This is a genomic window from Streptomyces sp. NPDC048644 (genome assembly GCF_043199105.1).
GTDB lineage: Bacteria > Actinomycetota > Actinomycetes > Streptomycetales > Streptomycetaceae > Streptomyces.
The window spans coordinates 197,757-214,473 of record NZ_JBICVO010000005.1; the positions used below are offsets into that span (position 1 = coordinate 197,757).

The window sequence follows — 16,717 nt, forward strand, 5'->3', positions numbered from 1 at the left end:
GTTCCACCGGGCGGGGAGCCGTTCCCCACGCGACGGGGGCTCGCCCCCACGAAGCGGGGATCCGCTCCCCGTTTTGCGTCAACGTACTTCCAAACGGGGAAGATGTCCCCGGATATTTCCCGCCCGAATGTGACCCGGGTCACATTCACTCACGCCCTTCATCCGGCCTCACCCACCCCCTCTTGATAATTTGTCGGCTATGCGCCGATGGCCCCGATTCACCGTCTTCCGGGCCCGCTTCCTGCCGCACCCCAGGCCCCGCGCACTCCGTCGCGCCGCCGGCCGCCTCCGGACGTATCTCCGCCGGGCTCCCGGCACCTTCGTCTGGCTCACCGTCCTGCTGGTGACGTCGGTGATCATGCACCGCTTCACCCCCGCCGTCCTCACGCACGTCCTCCAGCACCGCTCGACCAACATCCACAACCTGGTGCACTCCCCCGTCCGGGTCCTGCTCACCAGCGCTCTATGGCTCGACGGCGGCGGCTGGCCGCTGTACTTCGTCGTCTACAACCTCGTCCACGTGCCCGCCGAACGCTGGCTCGGCACCGGCCGCTGGCTCGCCGTCCTGGCCACCGCGCACATCGGCGCGACCTACCTGAGCGAGGCCGCGCTGGCCCTCGCCATCCGCACCGGCGCCGCACCACGCTCGGCCGTCAATACCCTTGATGTGGGCGTCAGTTACGCCCTGGCCGGCGTCATCGCCGTCCTCACCTACCGCCTCGCCGCCCCCTGGAGCTACGTCTACGTGCTGGGCGTCCTGGTCTTCCACGGCGCCCCGCTGCTCACCGGCCGCACCTTCACCGACATCGGCCATCTCGCCTCCGTACTCATCGGCCTCGCCTGCTACCCCCTGGTGCGCGGGCGCCCCGACCCCGCGCCGCCGCCGAGGCCCGCGCAGGCCCTCCATGACGCCGTATGACGTAACCCCCCGCGCGCCCGGCCACCGCCCGCCGCAGGGTGATCCATATGAAGCAGGGCATATCCGCGGCGCTGGCCGTCGGCGCGGCCACGGCGACCGCCGCCATAGCGCTGTGCGGCCCGCCCGCCACCACCACGGCACCGCCGACGACCGGCCCGCAGGCCCCGGACGGCCCCACGTCCCCGTCGGCGGCCGAGCGGCCGAGCGGTCCGTGCGCCCTGGACGGCATCACCGACAACGTGGCCGAGACCGCCGCCACCCCCGACGGCTACGCCCGCGCACAGGGCACCGTCAGGGCGCTCACCCTCTTCATCGACTTCCCCGACGCCCGCGCCACGATCACCCCGCGCGCCCGCTTCGCCGAGTTCTTCCCCGCAGCGGCCGAGTACTTCCACACCAGTTCGTACGGCCGGCTCGTCTACCGCCCCGCCCCGCTCCTGAAGTGGCTCCACATGACGCGGCCACTCGCCGCGTACGGCATACGGCGCGGTGCCGCCTTCGACCCGGCGTCGGACGACGGCTACCACGCGCTCTCCCAGGAGGTCGTCCGGGCCGTCGACGCCTCCGTCGACTTCCGCGACTACGACGTCGTCAACGTCATCGCCGCGCCCAACGCGGGCCCGGCCGCGACCCGTACCGTCCTGTCCGTCACCTTCAGCGGCAGCGATCTGGGCCTGCGTACCGGCGACGGCGTGCCGTTCCGCAACGCGTCGTTCATCTGGAGCCGGCAGCCGGGGCCGAGCCCCTTCCGCGTCATCAACCACGAGAACGCGCACTCCTTCGGCCTGCCCGACCTCTACTACACCGACGGCCGCGGCGCCCCGCCGGCGGCAGGACACTGGGATCCGATGGACGAGGACTGGGGCCCCGCCAACGACTTCACCGGCTGGCACAAATGGAAGCTCGGCTGGCTGGGCGGCAACCAGGTGGTGTGCGCGCCACCTGGCGGCCCGGCCGCCGAGCACACCCTCACGCCGCTGCCGTCACCGGGCGGCACCAAGATCGTCGTCATGCCGACGTCCGCCCGCACCGCCCTGGTCGCCGAGGCGCGCACCCGCGGCCCGCTCGATCCCGCGCTCTGCCGCCCCGGCGTCCTCGTCTACCGCGTCGCCACCGACGTCGCATCGGGCAGCGGCCCGCTCCGCGTCATGGACGCCACCCCGCACAGCGGCGGCTGCCTCACCGGAAACCGTTACGTACACGCCGAGTTGACCGACGCCGCCTTCCGCCCCGGCGCCACCTACACCGACCCCCGGAGCCACGCCGCCGTCAGCGTCATCACCAGGAACCGGAACGGCACCTACCGCATACGCGTACGGCCACCCGCCGCCTGACCCACTAGGCCGCGCCCCCACCGTCCTTCTCCTCGTCCTTCCAGTGCTGCCGCCCGATGCTGATCAGCCGCAGCTGCCGGCGCGCCATCCGCACCGCGCGCTCCCGCTCGCCCTCCGCGCTCCCGGCGTCCTCCGCGTCCAGGATCACCGCGGCCGTGGTCACCAGCCGGTCGACGTACAGCTCGGCGAGCATCCGTACGTCGTCATCGCTCCAACCCCGGGAAACCGGCTGCGTCTTGAGCGCGTCGGCGACCTCGGTGCCGAAGCGTTCCAGCTCCCCGGCGATGGCCTGCCGCACGGCCCGTACGCCGCCGTGCCGCTCGCGGGCCACGAACCGTACGTGCGCGGGGTGTTCGCGTACGTGCCGCTCGACCACCGCCACCGTACGGTCGATCCGCTCCTCGGCCGCGGCCTGTTCGGCGAGGATCGCCCGCACCATGGAATGCAGGCTGCCCAGCGCCTCCTCGACCAGCGCGACGCCCAGTTCGCCCAGGTCACGGAAGTGCCGGTAGAAGGCGGTCGGGGCGATGCCGACCACCCGCGTCACCTCGCGCAGGCCCAAGCTGCTCAGACTCTGCTCCGCCAGCAGGCCGAGCGCCGCATCGAGCAGCGCCTGACGGGTCTTCTGCTTCTGGGCCTGACGGACTCCCACGGTGTGACTCATGTCATCCAGTAAACAACCGTTCTCCGAACTTCTCCACTCACGGGAGCCCTACACTGGAGGAACTGAGTGAACAACTGTCCTCCGAGTGGGAAAGGCAGCTCATGCTCCTCCTCGTCGCAGCCCTCCTCCTGATGGGGGTCCTGCTGGGCACCGCGGCACATCTCCCGGTCCCGGTCACCCTCATCGCCGCCGCCGTCATCACCGGCTGGCTGCTCGTCTTCTACCTCCGTGAACGCCGCAACCCGGCCGAGGGGACGTCCCGATGACCACCACCACGCTCCACAGGACCACGACCGAAACCCCCAACTCCGCTTCCGCGCCCCAGGATTCCGCCATTCGGCCCGACGCCACCCGGCCCGACGCCACCCGGCCCGCCTCCCGCGCGCACGCCGACAGCATGGCCGTGGCCTCCTTCGTCCTCGGCCTCCTCGGCACCCTGGTGTTCAACGTCGTCCTGGGCCCCTGCGCCCTGGTACTCGGCGCCCTCGCCCTGGCCCGCCGCACCACCCGCCGCGGACGCGCCCTCCTCGGCCTCGCCCTCGGCGCGGCCGACCTCGTCATCCTCGCCGTCCTCGTCACCACCGACGGCACCGTCAGCTGGCACCTCACGGGCTGACACCGCGCCCCGGACCGGAACCGCCCCGCTCCGAAGGCGGCACGCACCGGACGGCACGTACGCCCCTGGGGCCCCGCCCCTCCCCCAACCGGCCCAATCCGCCCGAGATGCCCCGACGGGACAGGGAAGCATCACCAGAGCCTTCCCCCGAGACGTCCGGCGCGGCCACCCGCCGCTGCCGTCATCCGATGCGCATGGCGAGGTCCCCATGTCCGAATCCCCCTACGCCGACTACCTCCGCCTCGACGCGCTGCTCGCGCTCCAGCACCCCCGCACCCCGGCGGCCGAGGCACAACAGTGGGCGGACGAGCGGCTGTTCATCGTCGTGCACCAGTCGGCCGAACTCCTCGCCGGGCAGACGCTGACCGAGCTGCGGCTCGCCGCACGCCAGGCGGGAGCACCGGGTGCGGGCGGCGCCGCGCTCGCATCCGTCCGGCGCGCACACGCGCTGCTCGCCCTGCTGACCGGCCATCTGAGCATCCTCGACCACCTCGAAACGGCAGGCTTCGCCGCCTTCCGCGACCTCCTGGGAGAGGCGAGCGGCTGCCAGTCCACCCAGTTCTCCCACCTGTTCGCACAGATCTGCGCGCCGGACGCGGGCCTGCCGCTCCACGACGGGACACCGGCGGACGGTGAAGCCGACGAGCTGCGCGTGGCAGTGCGGTCGGTCCAGGAAGCCGTCGCACAGTGGCGCGCACAGCATCTGCTGCTGGTCGAGCGGATGATCGGCGACGACGCCGGCACCGCGGGCAGCTCCGGCCTCGCCCACCTCCGCTCCCGCGCCGAGCCGTCCGGCTGAGCCGGATCCCGCCCCGGCCGCGCGGCACGGCGCGGCCCGCGGCCCGGTCCCATGATGAAGCCATGAGCGACGAGCCGACCCCCGCACCGGTCTTCGACGACGGCGATCCGGGATCCGCGCAGCTCCACCCGAGCCTGAGCGACCCGGCCTACCGGAGGCGGCGCGACCGCATCGCGGCCCTCGCCGAAGGGCACCCTCCCGGCCGCCCCGCGCCCTTCGTCACGTATACCGAAGCCGAGCACGCGACCTGGCGCCACGTGCACACGGCCCTGCGGACGGCCGGTGCGGACCGGATCTGCACGGCGGTACGCGAGGCCCGGGAGGCCACGCCGTTCCCGGACGACGGAGTGCCGCAGCACGCACAGGTCGCGGACCGGCTGCACGCCCTGACCGGGTTCGGCCTGACACCGGCGGGCGGGTTCGTGCCGACCAAGCGGTTCCTCGGCCTGATGGCCGACGACAGCTTCTACGCGGTGCAGTACGTACGGCACCCCGCCATGCCGCGCTACACCCCGGAGCCGGACATCATCCACGACGTCCTGGGCCACGGCACCCACCTCGCGTCCCCCTTCTTCGCCGCCCTCTACCGCGTCATCGGCCGGGCCGCCGCCAGGCTCGAAGGCGCCGACGCGCTCGACCTGCTCAACCGCGTCTACTTCTTCTCCCTGGAGTGCGGGGTCGTCAGGGAACACAAGGGCACCACGGCGTACGGCGCCGCGCTGCTGTCCTCCCCGAGCGAACTCGGCAGACTGCCCACCGCCCCCGTCCACGACTGGGACCTCGCCGCGATGACGCGCACCCCCTGCCAGGCCGTCGGCTACCAGCCCGGCTACTTCGCCGTCCGCTCCCTCCAGCACCTCGCGGACAGCCTGCACGCCTTCTGCGAAACCCTCGACGAGGACACCGGCCGCCGCCTGAACCTGCCCCCGCTGCACGCCCGCGGCAGCCTCCCGCCGCGCGTATAGCCCCTCCCGCGGCGGCGTAACTCAGGGAACGGCCGTGCCGTTGTTCCGCGTGGCGAAGCCCTTCCGGCGACGAGGACAGGAAAAACGAGTGGACATCACGCAGCAGGTCAGCACGCTCCTGACGACGAAAATGGGCGTCCCGCGGCAGGCCGTCAGCCCCGAAGCCGCCCTGCGGGACCTCGGCGTCGACTCCTTGGCACTGGAGGAACTGCGGTTGCTGATCGAGGAAGATCTGGACGTCGACCTGGAGAACGCCGTGCTGACCCCACGGAACAACGTCGGCGAACTGCTCGCGGCCGTGCACTCGGCCGCAGCCTGAGCACCCGCACCCCACCCGCTCCTCCGGTACGGAATCGACCGGCCCGGTACAGGAGCTGCCGCACGCGCAACCGGCCCACGCGGTGACCACATCGCCGACTTCCGACGGACACCACACAACGCCGCTCCCCACCCCTCTCCCCACCCGTGGGGGAAAGCCGCCGCACCGGTCCACGCGAAACCGACCAAGGAGAGCCATGACCGAAGAAGTGATCCGCAGCCTGAGCGCGCACGGCCTGTCGTACAGCTACCGGTTCCTGCGGCAACCGGACGCCCGGACGGAACCCGTGCTCGTTCTCGGCGGCGCCCTTCAGGACAAGTACGGCTGGCAGAACCTCGACTCCCCCGTACTGGCCGTGGCGAGCCTGATCAGCATCGACCTGCCCGGCTCCGGCGACGCCGACCCGCTGCGCAGCGATCAGGGCTGGGAGGTCATGCACGACGCGCTGGAACAGGTCATCGACGACCTCGGCATCACCCGGATCAACCTCTTCGGCTACTCATTCGGCTCGGTCCTCGCCTTCAACTTCGCCCAGCACCGCCCGGACCGCATCGCGCGGCTGCTGCTGGGCGCCGTACCCGCCTCCACCACGGACGACAAGCTGGCACTGTGGCGCCAGGCCGCAGCCAAAATGGCGGCCGGCGAACTGGACGGGTTCCTCGACCACATGCTCCAGCTCATGCTCTGCCACGACGAAACCCGCACCGTACGGCACCGCAAGCTGGTGCACCGCTACGTCAAGCGCCTCCTGGCCCGCGCGATCACCCGCACCCCGCACGCCTTCGAGGCCCTGGACCGCTCGACCGAAGCCATCAATCCGTCCGGTGCCCTGCGCGGCGTCCCCACCCTCGTCTTCTGCGGCGAACACGACACCGTCTCCACCCCCGACCGCCAGCGAGCCTTCGCCGACGCCATCGAAGACAGCCGCTTCGTCTGCTTCACGGAATCGGACCACTGGGTAGCCCTGGAGCGCGCCCAGGAAATGACCGACCTCCTCCTCCGCTTCTTCACCGACCAACCCCTGGAATCCGCCGACTTCACACCCGACACGACCCCCCACCCCGGCCACCCGGAACCGGCGTCCGCTTGAGGCGCACGACCCCCGGGGGCACCGGCGAGGAACAACCGGCCACCTTGCCCGCCTCCCCCTCTCCCCCGGGACAGATCCAGCCCCCCGCCAGGCCGCACCGAAACACGGCAACAGAGAGCCGGACGCAACGGGGGCGATCTGCCCGTGACGCATCCGCTACCCTGTCAGGGGTCGGTCGGCTTCCCCACCGCTGCCTTCGCCGAGCACACCAGGCGATCGCCGCACCAACCGTCCGACCACGGGTTTGCCCAACCGGGCCAAGGCTCACCCACTGAGCCCTCGACCAGGTTTCCTGCAAACCCCGGCCTCCGTAGCTCAGGGGATAGAGCACCGCTCTCCTAAAGCGGGTGTCGCAGGTTCGAATCCTGCCGGGGGCACGCTTAAGTAGCAGGTCAGAGGCCCTGTCACCCCTTGGGGCGACAGGGCCTCTGGCTTCCGGCACGGATTTGGCACACATGGGGTGTGCGCCAAGGGGGAGCTGTACCGCGATGCCCGCCAAGGACGAACTGGCCAAGCGCCGCTACGACAACCTGGTCGACCGCCTGGAGAGCCTCATGGAGGCTGCGCTGAAGCCCGACTACCAGGGCTACTACGGGCAGCTGATCCTGAGCAGCAGCGACCTCGAAGAGATGGGCGAGCTCAAGGACGTACGGCGTGCCGCCCGCGAAGCGGGCCGCCGCCTCGGCTGGCAGCCGAAGACCCAGCTCGTCGACGGACGTCTCTTCGTCTACGACGACCGCAAGGTCCCCGAAGAGATCAGTCGAGTGGCAATGCGCAACGCTGCCGAGGCAGTGGATGCCCTCATGCGACCGCACATGAACCAGAGGCCGAGTAACAGCTGAGCGGCACCCTGGCGCCAGATGCCGCCCGCTGCTCTGTCGGGCAGTTCCTTGCGTACCTCGGCACGGATCGGGCAGTCGTCACACTGCGACGCCCTCCAGGACTGCCACCACACCTGCGGCCTCACGCGCCTTCCTTTCCGCCTTCTCCAGCTTGGCCTTCGCCTTGGCCAGTTGCTTGGCGCGGCGCTTGTGCATCTTCTTCGAGACCTCGTCGAGGCGGTCGGGGAAGAGGTGGCCGTAGGTGTCCAGCGTCAGGGTCGCGGACTTGTGGCCGAGCATGGTCTGGACGACGTTGACGTCCGCGCCACTGGCGATGGCGAGCGAGGCCGCCGTGTGCCGCAGCTTGTGCGGGGTGAGCTTGAGGTGGCCGAGGTCCGCCTTGGTGACCGCCGGCGCGAAGAACCGCTGACGGAAGTTGCGCGCACGCAGCGGTCCGCCCTGTGGCGCGGTAAACAGCAGCTCGCCCTCGCCCCGCCCCTCGACGTGGGGCTCCAACTCCTCGACGAGGAACCGCGGGATCGGCACGGACCGGCGCTCGTGGTTCTTGGGGCTGTCGAGGTAGAGCTTGCCGTTGTCCTCGACGTACGCCTCGACGATGTGCGCACGGCACGCGTCGAGGTCGACGCGGCCCACCTTCAGCGCGGACGCCTCGCCCCAGCGCAAGCCCGTGTAGGCAAGCAGCAGGATGAAAACGCGGTACGCACCTGCGGCGTTGGCCAGCGCCTCGGCCTGCATGTCGTCGAGATAGACGTGGTCGGCCGGCACCGGCTTGGGCAGGGGTACGCCAGCGGCCGGGTTGAAGGCCAGGCGGCGGGACTTGACCGCGAAGCCGAGCACGCGGCTGAGGACGACGTACGCCTTGCGGACCGAGCGGGGGCTGAGCTTCCTGCCGCCCGCCGCGTCGCCGGACAGCATCTCGGCGAGCCACTCGGAGACGTCTTCGAAGCGGATGCGGTCCAACGGGGTGGAGCCCCATTTCGGGATCACGTGGACGTCGAGAACACCCCGGTAGCGGTTACGGGTTGAGCGCTTGAGGTGGACCTGCGCCGCCAGCCAGGACTCCGCCACCTCCGCGAGCTTCACGCGCGCCGCGGACGGATCACGGTAGGTGCCATCGCCGAGGCGGGATTCCACCCTCGTTCGCTCGGCCTCTGCGTCGACCTTGCGGGCCAGGGTCTTCATCTTCGGTTTGCCGTCCGGGGCGTACCAGCGCACGCGGTAGCGGCCGGGAGGGGTGCGCCCGGCCCGCTTGGCCTTCGCCACGGCCTGTGTGTACGCCGTGTGCCCATTGCGGTCCTCGATCCAGACTCGTGCCATCAGCCACGCCCCTGGAGGGCATTGGCGTCCGCAGGCTCCGTGACCGCAAGCGGCGGCAGGAGCGGGGAGCCCGGGGCGGCGGCGAGGGGGACGAGGTCGTCGCCGGCGATCTGGTGCCGGGAGAAGCTGCGCGTCGGGCGTGGGTGTTCGATATTGCGGGTGGCCTGGTTTCTCGTGGGGCCTATTTCGGTGGATCGTGTTGCCATGACAGATAGCTGTAACTTCCATTGCCGGGATATGGCAAGAGTTAGCTCAAGAACTCTCCACAACTTATCGGTGCCCGGTGATCCGCGACGCGGGGTAAGCGATTCGGGGAGGCTGAAATTCTGTGCTATGTTCCGCGCCGCTTCCAGCGGTGGCTACATCCGGACGTCCGCAGTACACCGCTGACCTTGCGATTTACCCTCAGGAGGATGGGTCAGCGCGGCAGGGATTTTTCGGCAAGAATCGGACGAGTTCACTGCCTCCCTCTCGGCGATGAAGATCAACAGCGGATCTGCGTTTACTGTTTTATTCCAGTCGGCGATATGTCGATTGACGGGGCCACGGGATACCCGAAAATGCCGCTGAGCGCGGCAGGGAAACCGTGGCCACCGTATCCATTCCCTATTTCCGTGAAGGAGACCCATGCCTCGAACCTCTCACCTTGCAGCTGCCTCCAGCGGTACGGGCCGCACCCCGCTGGCCACGCCGGAGGACGTTGCCGCCTACCTCGGCGTGCCCGTGAAAACCCTCTACCAGTGGCGGCACCGCCGCATCGGCCCGAACGCCCTCAAGGTCGGCCGCCATCTGCGCTACCGCTGGCCGGAGGTGGACGAATGGCTCGCCGCCCAGTCCGCGTACGACCTGACGGCGTGACCTGCGCGCAAACAGTGCGGCCCCCGGCGCGCCAACGCCGAGAGCCGGAGATCCCCCAATTCGCCGCCCCTGCCTGAACGAACGAACCGGTGAGGGTCAGGGCCTTGCCCGCCCTGCCCCTCACCAGAGAGGAGCGCCTATGGACGACTCTGCATCCCCCGCTGTTTCCAGCCCGTCCCCGAAGGCCGTGTGGCCCACGGCCGCGGTCCCCGGCCAGGGCATCCCCTGGCACCGCGCGGACCAGACAGACACGCGGTCCCCTGCGGCGCGGAGCGGGGACCGACCGCACCACGGCCTTGGCCCGCAACCGACCGAAGGCGGGGACCGGCCCGCAGGCGAGGCGCGGACCGAGGAACCGACTGGGGACCAGATTGCCGCAGGCGGGGAAGAGCGGCAGGTTAGCGGTGTGGGGACCGAACCGCATGCTGCGGATCATGCTGGGTCGCGGGGACCGGAACCCTCCCTGAGAGGGGACCGGAGCGCTGGTCCCCATCCGTCGGTCCCGGTCTTGGGGACCGGTCCCCAAGACGCGAGCGTTTCACCCGGGGACCACGGTCCCCACCAGACGCTGGGGACCGACGGCCTGGTGGAGGGGACCGCGCAGGACGGGAGTACGGTCCCCGAGAGCGGATCGGGGACCGGGGACCGCGACGGGACCGGCGTCGAGACGGCCGGTGACGGGGCGGCACTCCTGGATGACCTGCGTGCGGCGATCGGCCGTTATGTAGTGCTGCCGAGCGACGAGGCGCTGACCGCGGTCACGCTGTGGGTGGCGGCCAGCCACATCCAGTCCCGTGTCCTGGACGTGCTCCACGAGACGGTGCACCAGCCGATGATGACGGTGAACACCTCCCCGGCCGTCGTCTTCCGCGTCATCGGCAAGACCCCGCCCACGCTGCTGGTCGACGAGGCCGACACCATCTTCGGACCCAAGGCCGGAGACAAGGAGGACCTGCGCGGCCTGCTGAACGCCGGGCACCAGCGCAACCGGCCTGCCTGGCGGATCTCCGGACCCGAGCACAAGCCGACCGCGTTCCCCACCTTCGCCATGGCCGCACTGGCCGGGATCGGCGACCTGCCGGACACGATCATGGACCGGGCGGTCGTACTCCGGATGCAGAAGCGCAAGCCGGGCGAGCGGATCGCCCCGTTCCGCTCGCGGTACTCCGTGCCCGAACTGAACGCCCTCCGCGACCGGCTGACCGCGTGGCTGGCCCCACTGCGGGGTGCCGCTGCCCGCCTGGTGCCGCAGATGCCGGTCGAGGACCGCGCCGCGGACACCTGGGAGCCGCTGGTCATCGTCGCCGACCTGGCCGGCGGCCACTGGTCTACCCAGGCCCGCGCCGCCTGCCTGGCGATGACGCACAACGAGGTGGCCCAGGACGAGCAGACCACCCTGAAGACCCGCCTGCTGCGTGACATCCGCCGCGTCTTCGAACAGAACGGCAACAAGGAGGCTTTGCGCAGCCAGGACCTGCTGGCCGCCTTGATCCAGGATGCCGAGGCGCCGTGGGCCGAGTACGGGACCAAGGGCCTGAACGCCTACCACCTGGCCAACCTGCTGCGGGACTTCGGCATCAGCCCTGCCAATCACCGCTTCGAGGAGGGCAGGCAGGCCAAGGCATACGCCCGCAATCAGTTCCTCGACGCCTGGGCCCGCTACTGCCCCGACCCCACCCAACCGGCACCCACCCCCGGGCATGAATCCGCGCCCGGGGGCCCAGCTCAGGGCAAGCCTCCCGCCCCTCCGGCCGGAACGCGCCCCGTCGGCCCGCCCAGCGGCACCACCGGCCCCAAGCGCACTCGCTAACCACCCTCCCCGGCGCCACATCACTCCGTCGCATCCGTCCCCGCGCAGGTCAGTGCGGGGACGGATCGCCCCGCCAAGACGGATCACTCCGTACCTGCGGCCCTGTCCGTACCTGCTCTCACCAGCTATGCAACGGATGCGACGGACGTGACGACGCCCCACCCACACCCCGGAGCACCACCATGCACAACCCACCCCACGAGCCCGACAACGGCCAGCAGAAGATGCCCACCACCCCCACCCCAGACCGAGCAAGTTGGAGGTTCGGACACTCCCCCACAGGGGGAGTGTCCGAACCCGCGCCCGCCCCGAGAATGGCGGGCAGCCTCCCGTGCCAGGGGGCACGGGAGGAAGGGGCTGCGACCGGGGGCGGTCCGAAGCCGGTACGGCGCCGAGGCAAGCCCCGCCTGCGTGCCCGCACGCAGCGCCGTGCGCACAGCGTCCGCCTCAGCAAAACCGAGCACACGATCATCGCCGCGGGCGCCGAAGCCGTCGGCATGAGCATCGCTGGCTTCCTCGCCCACAGTGGGCTCGGCGCCGCCCGCGATCTCGACCGCACCGCCGCCGCCATCGCCACCCGTCAGGACACCCTGACCGCCCTATTCGCGATCCGGCGCCAGCTCGGTCACGCCAACAACAACCTCAACCAGGCTGCCTGTGCCCTCAATAGCGGCGCCTACCCCGACGGCCTGCAGGACACCATCGCCGCTGTCCACCGTGCCGCCGAAGACATCCGCCACACCACCACCCGCATGACCGCCCCGAACGCCGAAGGCACCGCCGCTTGATCCCTTCCATCCACAAGCAGGGCGGCAACACCGCTCGCCTCCTCGCCTACCTCTACGGCCCCGGCCGCCGCGAGGAACACACCGACCCTCACCTCGTCGCTTCCTTCGACGGCCTCGCCCACGACCCCGGCCGCGACCCGAACACCACCCTCGACGACCTCGCCCGCCTCCTGAACGAACCCCTGCACCTCCTCACCGACGACACACGCCCCGCCAAGCACGTGTGGCACGCCTCCGTCCGCGCCGCCCCCGGCGACCGCACCCTGGCCGACACCGAATGGGCCGACATCGCCCGCCGCGTCATCGCCGCCACCGGCATCGACCCCGGCAACGGCTCAGGGTGCCGCTGGGCCGCCGTCCGCCACGCCGACGACCACATCCACCTCATCGCCACCCTCGTCCGCGAAGACGGCCGCCGTCCCAACCACCACCGCTCCGCCAAACGCGCCCAGACCGAGTGCCGCCACATCGAAGCCGACTACGACTTGCGCCGAGTGGCGGCTGGCGACGGCACCGCCGCCAAGCGCCCCACCAGCGCCGAACGCCACAATGCCCAACGCCACAACCGGCAACGCACCCCGCGCGAAGAACTCCGCGAGGCGGTCCGCCGCTCGGTGGCCGGTGCGGCGAGCGAGGAGGAATTCTTCGACCGCCTCTCAGCAGCCGGTCTACTCATCCGGCGCCGCATCGCACCATCAGGCGACGCCCTCGGCTATACCATCGCCCTCCCCGACGACCGCAACGCCAAAGGCGAGCCCGTCTTCTACGCCGGATCCAAGCTCGCCCCGGACCTGTCCTTGCCCCGCATCCGCGAACGCTGGACACAGCCCTCGGACGAAGGCACCCCGCAACGGGTCCTGCCGTCACTGACCGGGCCCGCAGCCGCGCGCCGGAGCACCACCACCGCTGCCTGGCAGGCACTGCTCGTCATCGACCACGGCGACGACGGGACCATTGCCGCCCAGATTACCGCCACCGGGGAAGTCCTCGATGCCCTCGCCAAGACCTCCGCAGCCCACACTCGCCACGAACTACAGGCAGCCGCCGCCGCGTTCGAACGCGCCTCCCGCTCCCACATCCGCGCCACACGCGGCCACGACCGCGCCCTGCGCCAAGCCGCCCGCGACCTCGTCCACAGCGGTCCTGCCGCTGTCCAAGGCGAGGGCGGCGCCACCACGGCAATGGCCATCGACATGCTGTTCTTCCTCGCCATCGCCGCCGCGCACTGGCACGCCAGGAAACAGCACGCCCAACAGGCCGAGGCCGCCCACCGGGCAGCCGAACATCTGCGCGTGGCCTACCAGGCTGCCGCCGAGCAGCCCATGACCGTGCTCCACCAGCGAGGTCGCCGCCTGGCCCCATCCCTGCAACAGCATCACTCCGCCGTCGTGCGCCACGCCCTGCCCGAGCTGGCCGACCGAACCCTCGCCGAGCCCGGTTGGCCCGCCCTCTCAGCCACCCTCGCCGACGCCCAGACCGCCGACCGCAGTCCCACTGCACTGCTCACCCAGGCAGCCTCGCGAAGGGAGTTGGGCACGGCGGAGCGGATCAGCGACGTGCTCGTATGGCGACTGCGGCGGATGGCCGGCCTTCCCGAAGACCCCGGCATACGCGGGACCAGCACGCACGAGGCAACCCGATTACGGCCCCGCCGGCACGCCCCGCACAAACGGGGACCAGCCCCGCGAACGGCACTCTGCGACGGCGCTGAACCACGGAACCACGGCCGTCGTTTGCGGATCGAAGATCTCCGCCGTCCTCAGCACACCGTGCCGGCATGCATTTCAGCCCCTGGCAAGCAGATCCCTGGCCGCGTAGTACGCATGCAGCGCGGCCTCACTGCCGGAGCCCAGGGCGGTCATGATCCGTTGGAAGCGGGCGGAGCGCAGGTCACCGGCGACGATGAGGCGGGGGTGCTGGTCGGCGGGAAGGCAGTAGCCGTCGGCGCTGCGGATCAGGTCGCCGGGCGGGGCGGTCGGCGCGTTTCCGATGCTGAGGTATGCGGCGTCCGCCGTGACCGTCTGCCGTTCGCCGTCCTGGCCCACTGCTTCCGCTGTGATCGCTGTGCCGTCCCGGCGGGCGAGCGTCAGGTGCTCGACGGGCAACAGCCTGACGCGGGAGTCGTCGCGGACCTCCTCGACCTTGTACGCATCCGCTTCCGGGTACGCCACGAGCAGCCGGGTATCGATGGTCGGGTGGGCGCGCAGGAACGTGCCGATCGGGCGGTCACCGCCGAGGACGAGGAGGGTGCGGCCCTCGGCGTCGTCCGCCTCGGCCTGCCAGAGCGGGGGCAGGGTGAGGCCGTCGGGGGCGGTGATCCATGCGACGTCGCATGGCTGGAGAGGCCCGACGCCGGTGGCGACGACGGCGTACGGGGCGGTGATGCGGTCGGCGCTGTCGACCACGACGGTCACGTGGGCTTCATCGGCGCGAAGTTCGGTGACGTGTCGGCCGAGTTCGAGGCGGCACAGCTCCGTGCGGTGTAGTTCCGTGGTGATGGAGTCGGCGAGCTGGGGGCCGCTGGTGTAGCCACCGAGGACGTTGTTCAACGCCGGGATGCGGTAGAGGTTCCGACACAGGACATCCGGCTCGATCAGGACCGAGCGCATGCCGACGCTGGCGGCCATGCGGGCGGCGGCGCAGCCTGCCGGTCCGCCGCCGATGACGACGACGTCGGTGTCGTAGGTGGCGGGAGTACCGGTACGGGACGATGTGTCGACCATGGGGCTATTCCAGCACCGGCGCCCCGGCGTGCGCAGTGAGCTGCCCCACCACGTGGGCTGCGGTGACGAGTTGGCCTGTTCCGATCAGGCGGCGGGCCACGAGGAGACCGGCGTCGTGGACATCGGGGCCGGCGTCGCTCGCGCAGGCGTCGGTGACGATCCAGGGTGCGTAGCCGTGCTCGAACGCGTCGGCGGCGGACTTCAGCACACAGCTCTCGGTGGCGATTCCGCAGAAGACCAGGTCGGTCCAGCCCGTCCGGCGGATCAGCTCGGTGGCTTCAGTGGTGAGGAGCGTGTACCCGGTCTTGTCGACGACCGCGTGTGCGCGATCGGCGGCTGCGGCGAGTTCGGAAACGATGTCGGTCTCGGGTGGCTTCTGGAGGCGGTGCCACTGGTGGAAGCGCTCGTAGGGGCTGCCGGGATAGTTGAAGTAGCGGGTGAAGATCACGGGGCGGCCGACGGCGGTCCACCGTTCGACCAGGTCGGATACCGCGGGCACGGCGTGGCGGCTGTGGTGGTTCACGAAGCCGTTCTGCATGTCGATCACGACCAGTGCGGCGCTGCCGATGTCCATCCGCTCTCTCCTGCCCCGGGTTGTCAGCCGACGCTCGAACGCAGAGCGTCCTGTGCGGCGCGCAGCCGTTCGGCCAGTCCGCTGGTCTTCATGATGGCCTCCCGCATCAGGACGTGCTGAGCGGTCTCCTGGGCGCGTGCCGTGGTGAGCCGCGAGTAGGCGGCGCGCAGGAAGCGCCAGCCGTACTGCTCGGGCATGGAGGGGTCCTGCCCGTCCTCGATCATCTGCTGGATCTGGTGGGTGAAGCACCACAGGGCCTGGACGGTCAGTTCACAGGTGACCAACTCGTCGATGGTGAGGCTGCGCTCGCGGGAGTGGGAGGCGTAGGCGACGCCGGACCAGCCCGCGTAGCCGGTGGAGACGCCTCGTACGCCGAAGGACACGATGTCCGGGTGGTCGAAGCCGGTGGCGAGGAGCGACGCCTCGACCGAACCGTCCAGGGGAGCGGGCCCGCCCGGGGTGCCGCGGTCGACCAGGACCGAGGGCGTGGACAGCAGGCGCAGGGCGGTGTCGTAGGTGTCCCCGGCCCAGGGGCCGGCGGTGAGCCAGTACAGGGAGAGGACGTACTCGGGGCCGGGGACGCGGGCGTGCTCCTCGTCCAGGAGGGCACGGAGCGTGTCTCGTGCCCAGGGCAGGTCGGAGGCGTACGAGCGGTAGCGCCACACGGCGAGTTCGGTGAGCGAGGGCGGCTCGTGCGACTGGACGAGGCGGAAGACGGCGACTCCGCACGCGAAGACGTGCAGGACGCACTTCTGCGCCTCGGGGTGGTCCACCCGGGCCGATGAGAACTCCAGCCAGTCCGCACCCCTGTCCGGTGGCATGTGCGCACGGAGTCGACGGGCACGCTCGACCCCGATGAAGACGGGCAGGAACTTGTGGGAGTCGACTCCGATCCTGCCTGCGACGGGCGCAACGGAGCCGTTCGCGCCGAGCGCTGCCGCGAACCGGGCCTTCGCGTCGTCGGACGCGTGGCCGAGCGCGGTGTCGAGGACAGCTTGCGATTCGGCACGTGGCTGGTAACTCGCCCCGCCGCCTTCCCAGTTCGACACGGTCCGGTCGCTGACGCCCAGGTATGCGGCGAAGTCCCGCAGGCTCATGC

18 protein-coding genes, 1 tRNA gene and 1 pseudogene are annotated in these 16,717 nt (G+C 70.8%); 14 read left to right on the forward strand and 6 right to left on the reverse strand.

Features of this window, described 5'->3' with window-relative positions:
• Positions 1-199 precede the first annotated feature (199 nt).
• On the forward strand, positions 200-919 hold the full coding sequence (locus ACGFNI_RS13305) for a rhomboid-like protein (protein WP_393683351.1): 720 nt from the start codon (positions 200-202) through the stop codon (positions 917-919).
• Between the two features lie 47 nt (positions 920-966).
• Positions 967-2,253, forward strand: a complete 1,287-nt coding sequence (locus tag ACGFNI_RS13310; protein ID WP_393683353.1) for a M6 family metalloprotease domain-containing protein — start codon at positions 967-969, stop codon at positions 2,251-2,253.
• Positions 2,254-2,257: 4 nt separating this feature from the next.
• On the opposite strand, the gene ACGFNI_RS13315 is transcribed toward ACGFNI_RS13310, so the two are convergent.
• Positions 2,258-2,917, reverse strand: coding sequence for a TetR family transcriptional regulator (locus ACGFNI_RS13315; RefSeq protein WP_393683355.1), 660 nt, complete (start codon positions 2,915-2,917; stop codon positions 2,258-2,260).
• A gap of 101 nt (positions 2,918-3,018) precedes the next feature.
• Here ACGFNI_RS13315 and ACGFNI_RS13320 point away from each other — a divergent pair, with 101 nt between their 5' ends.
• From ACGFNI_RS13320 to ACGFNI_RS13355, 8 genes are all read left to right on the forward strand, one after another.
• Positions 3,019-3,183 carry a hypothetical protein gene (locus ACGFNI_RS13320; RefSeq protein ID WP_393683357.1) on the forward strand — a complete coding sequence of 55 codons (165 nt, stop codon included), beginning with the start codon at positions 3,019-3,021 and terminating at the stop codon, positions 3,181-3,183.
• A complete protein-coding gene (locus tag ACGFNI_RS13325) occupies positions 3,180-3,533 on the forward strand; it encodes a hypothetical protein (protein WP_393683358.1) in 354 nt (117 codons plus the stop codon). The genes ACGFNI_RS13320 and ACGFNI_RS13325 overlap by 4 nt, the downstream gene beginning before the upstream one ends.
• Before the next feature lie 175 nt (positions 3,534-3,708).
• On the forward strand, positions 3,709-4,332 hold the full coding sequence (locus tag ACGFNI_RS13330) for a tryptophan 2,3-dioxygenase family protein (RefSeq protein ID WP_393683865.1): 624 nt from the start codon (positions 3,709-3,711) through the stop codon (positions 4,330-4,332).
• A gap of 62 nt (positions 4,333-4,394) precedes the next feature.
• Positions 4,395-5,297, forward strand: a complete 903-nt coding sequence (locus tag ACGFNI_RS13335; protein WP_393683360.1) for a phenylalanine 4-monooxygenase — start codon at positions 4,395-4,397, stop codon at positions 5,295-5,297.
• An 88-nt stretch (positions 5,298-5,385) separates the two neighbouring features.
• Complete coding sequence (locus ACGFNI_RS13340) at positions 5,386-5,616, forward strand: phosphopantetheine-binding protein (RefSeq protein WP_393683361.1); 231 nt, start codon at positions 5,386-5,388, stop codon at positions 5,614-5,616.
• Positions 5,617-5,812: 196 nt separating this feature from the next.
• Complete coding sequence (locus ACGFNI_RS13345; RefSeq protein ID WP_393683363.1) at positions 5,813-6,706, forward strand: alpha/beta fold hydrolase; 894 nt, start codon at positions 5,813-5,815, stop codon at positions 6,704-6,706.
• Between the two features lie 304 nt (positions 6,707-7,010).
• A tRNA-Arg gene (locus tag ACGFNI_RS13350) sits at positions 7,011-7,083 on the forward strand.
• Between the two features lie 78 nt (positions 7,084-7,161).
• Positions 7,162-7,548 (forward strand): hypothetical protein, encoded by a 387-nt coding sequence (locus tag ACGFNI_RS13355; RefSeq protein ID WP_393683364.1) that lies wholly within the window; start codon positions 7,162-7,164, stop codon positions 7,546-7,548.
• 78 nt (positions 7,549-7,626) lie between these two features.
• On the opposite strand, the gene ACGFNI_RS13360 is transcribed toward ACGFNI_RS13355, so the two are convergent.
• On the reverse strand, positions 7,627-8,865 hold the full coding sequence (locus tag ACGFNI_RS13360; RefSeq protein WP_393683366.1) for a tyrosine-type recombinase/integrase: 1,239 nt from the start codon (positions 8,863-8,865) through the stop codon (positions 7,627-7,629).
• Positions 8,865-9,071 carry a hypothetical protein gene (locus tag ACGFNI_RS13365; protein WP_393683367.1) on the reverse strand — a complete coding sequence of 69 codons (207 nt, stop codon included), beginning with the start codon at positions 9,069-9,071 and terminating at the stop codon, positions 8,865-8,867. The genes ACGFNI_RS13360 and ACGFNI_RS13365 overlap by 1 nt, the downstream gene beginning before the upstream one ends.
• Before the next feature lie 421 nt (positions 9,072-9,492).
• On the opposite strand from ACGFNI_RS13365, the gene ACGFNI_RS13370 reads away from it, so the two are divergent.
• The 4 genes and pseudogenes from ACGFNI_RS13370 to ACGFNI_RS13385 form a co-directional block, all read left to right on the forward strand.
• On the forward strand, positions 9,493-9,723 hold the full coding sequence (locus ACGFNI_RS13370) for a helix-turn-helix transcriptional regulator (RefSeq protein ID WP_393683369.1): 231 nt from the start codon (positions 9,493-9,495) through the stop codon (positions 9,721-9,723).
• Between the two features lie 586 nt (positions 9,724-10,309).
• Positions 10,310-11,533, forward strand: coding sequence for a DUF3631 domain-containing protein (locus ACGFNI_RS13375; protein WP_393683370.1), 1,224 nt, complete (start codon positions 10,310-10,312; stop codon positions 11,531-11,533).
• 314 nt (positions 11,534-11,847) lie between these two features.
• Positions 11,848-12,321, forward strand: coding sequence for a plasmid mobilization protein (locus tag ACGFNI_RS13380; protein ID WP_393683371.1), 474 nt, complete (start codon positions 11,848-11,850; stop codon positions 12,319-12,321).
• A pseudogene (locus tag ACGFNI_RS13385) lies at positions 12,318-14,012 on the forward strand (mobilization protein); the annotation flags it as partial. The gene ACGFNI_RS13380 and the pseudogene ACGFNI_RS13385, both read left to right, overlap by 4 nt.
• Before the next feature lie 93 nt (positions 14,013-14,105).
• Here the strand turns inward: ACGFNI_RS13385 and ACGFNI_RS13390 are convergent.
• The 3 genes from ACGFNI_RS13390 to ACGFNI_RS13400 are packed head-to-tail and all read right to left on the reverse strand — an operon-like array spanning position 14,106 to position 16,715.
• Positions 14,106-15,044, reverse strand: a complete 939-nt coding sequence (locus ACGFNI_RS13390) for an FAD-dependent oxidoreductase (RefSeq protein ID WP_393683866.1) — start codon at positions 15,042-15,044, stop codon at positions 14,106-14,108.
• A gap of 4 nt (positions 15,045-15,048) precedes the next feature.
• Positions 15,049-15,618: an isochorismatase family cysteine hydrolase gene (locus tag ACGFNI_RS13395; RefSeq protein WP_393683373.1), complete on the reverse strand. Its 570-nt coding sequence runs from the start codon at positions 15,616-15,618 to the stop codon at positions 15,049-15,051.
• 23 nt (positions 15,619-15,641) lie between these two features.
• Positions 15,642-16,715, reverse strand: coding sequence for a helix-turn-helix domain-containing protein (locus ACGFNI_RS13400; RefSeq protein ID WP_393683374.1), 1,074 nt, complete (start codon positions 16,713-16,715; stop codon positions 15,642-15,644).
• Positions 16,716-16,717 lie beyond the last annotated feature (2 nt).

Coding starts and splice junctions, on each gene's coding strand:
- ACGFNI_RS13305 (WP_393683351.1), top strand. CDS start 200: ATGCGCCGATGGCCCCGATTCACCGTCTTCCGGGCCCGCTTCCTGCCG.
- ACGFNI_RS13310 (WP_393683353.1), top strand. CDS start 967: ATGAAGCAGGGCATATCCGCGGCGCTGGCCGTCGGCGCGGCCACGGCG.
- ACGFNI_RS13315 (WP_393683355.1), bottom strand. CDS start 2,917: ATGAGTCACACCGTGGGAGTCCGTCAGGCCCAGAAGCAGAAGACCCGT.
- ACGFNI_RS13320 (WP_393683357.1), top strand. CDS start 3,019: ATGCTCCTCCTCGTCGCAGCCCTCCTCCTGATGGGGGTCCTGCTGGGC.
- ACGFNI_RS13325 (WP_393683358.1), top strand. CDS start 3,180: ATGACCACCACCACGCTCCACAGGACCACGACCGAAACCCCCAACTCC.
- ACGFNI_RS13335 (WP_393683360.1), top strand. CDS start 4,395: ATGAGCGACGAGCCGACCCCCGCACCGGTCTTCGACGACGGCGATCCG.
- ACGFNI_RS13345 (WP_393683363.1), top strand. CDS start 5,813: ATGACCGAAGAAGTGATCCGCAGCCTGAGCGCGCACGGCCTGTCGTAC.
- ACGFNI_RS13355 (WP_393683364.1), top strand. CDS start 7,162: ATGGGGTGTGCGCCAAGGGGGAGCTGTACCGCGATGCCCGCCAAGGAC.
- ACGFNI_RS13360 (WP_393683366.1), bottom strand. CDS start 8,865: ATGGCACGAGTCTGGATCGAGGACCGCAATGGGCACACGGCGTACACA.
- ACGFNI_RS13365 (WP_393683367.1), bottom strand. CDS start 9,071: ATGGCAACACGATCCACCGAAATAGGCCCCACGAGAAACCAGGCCACC.
- ACGFNI_RS13370 (WP_393683369.1), top strand. CDS start 9,493: ATGCCTCGAACCTCTCACCTTGCAGCTGCCTCCAGCGGTACGGGCCGC.
- ACGFNI_RS13380 (WP_393683371.1), top strand. CDS start 11,848: ATGGCGGGCAGCCTCCCGTGCCAGGGGGCACGGGAGGAAGGGGCTGCG.
- ACGFNI_RS13390 (WP_393683866.1), bottom strand. CDS start 15,044: ATGGTCGACACATCGTCCCGTACCGGTACTCCCGCCACCTACGACACC.
- ACGFNI_RS13395 (WP_393683373.1), bottom strand. CDS start 15,618: ATGGACATCGGCAGCGCCGCACTGGTCGTGATCGACATGCAGAACGGC.
- ACGFNI_RS13400 (WP_393683374.1), bottom strand. CDS start 16,715: ATGAGCCTGCGGGACTTCGCCGCATACCTGGGCGTCAGCGACCGGACC.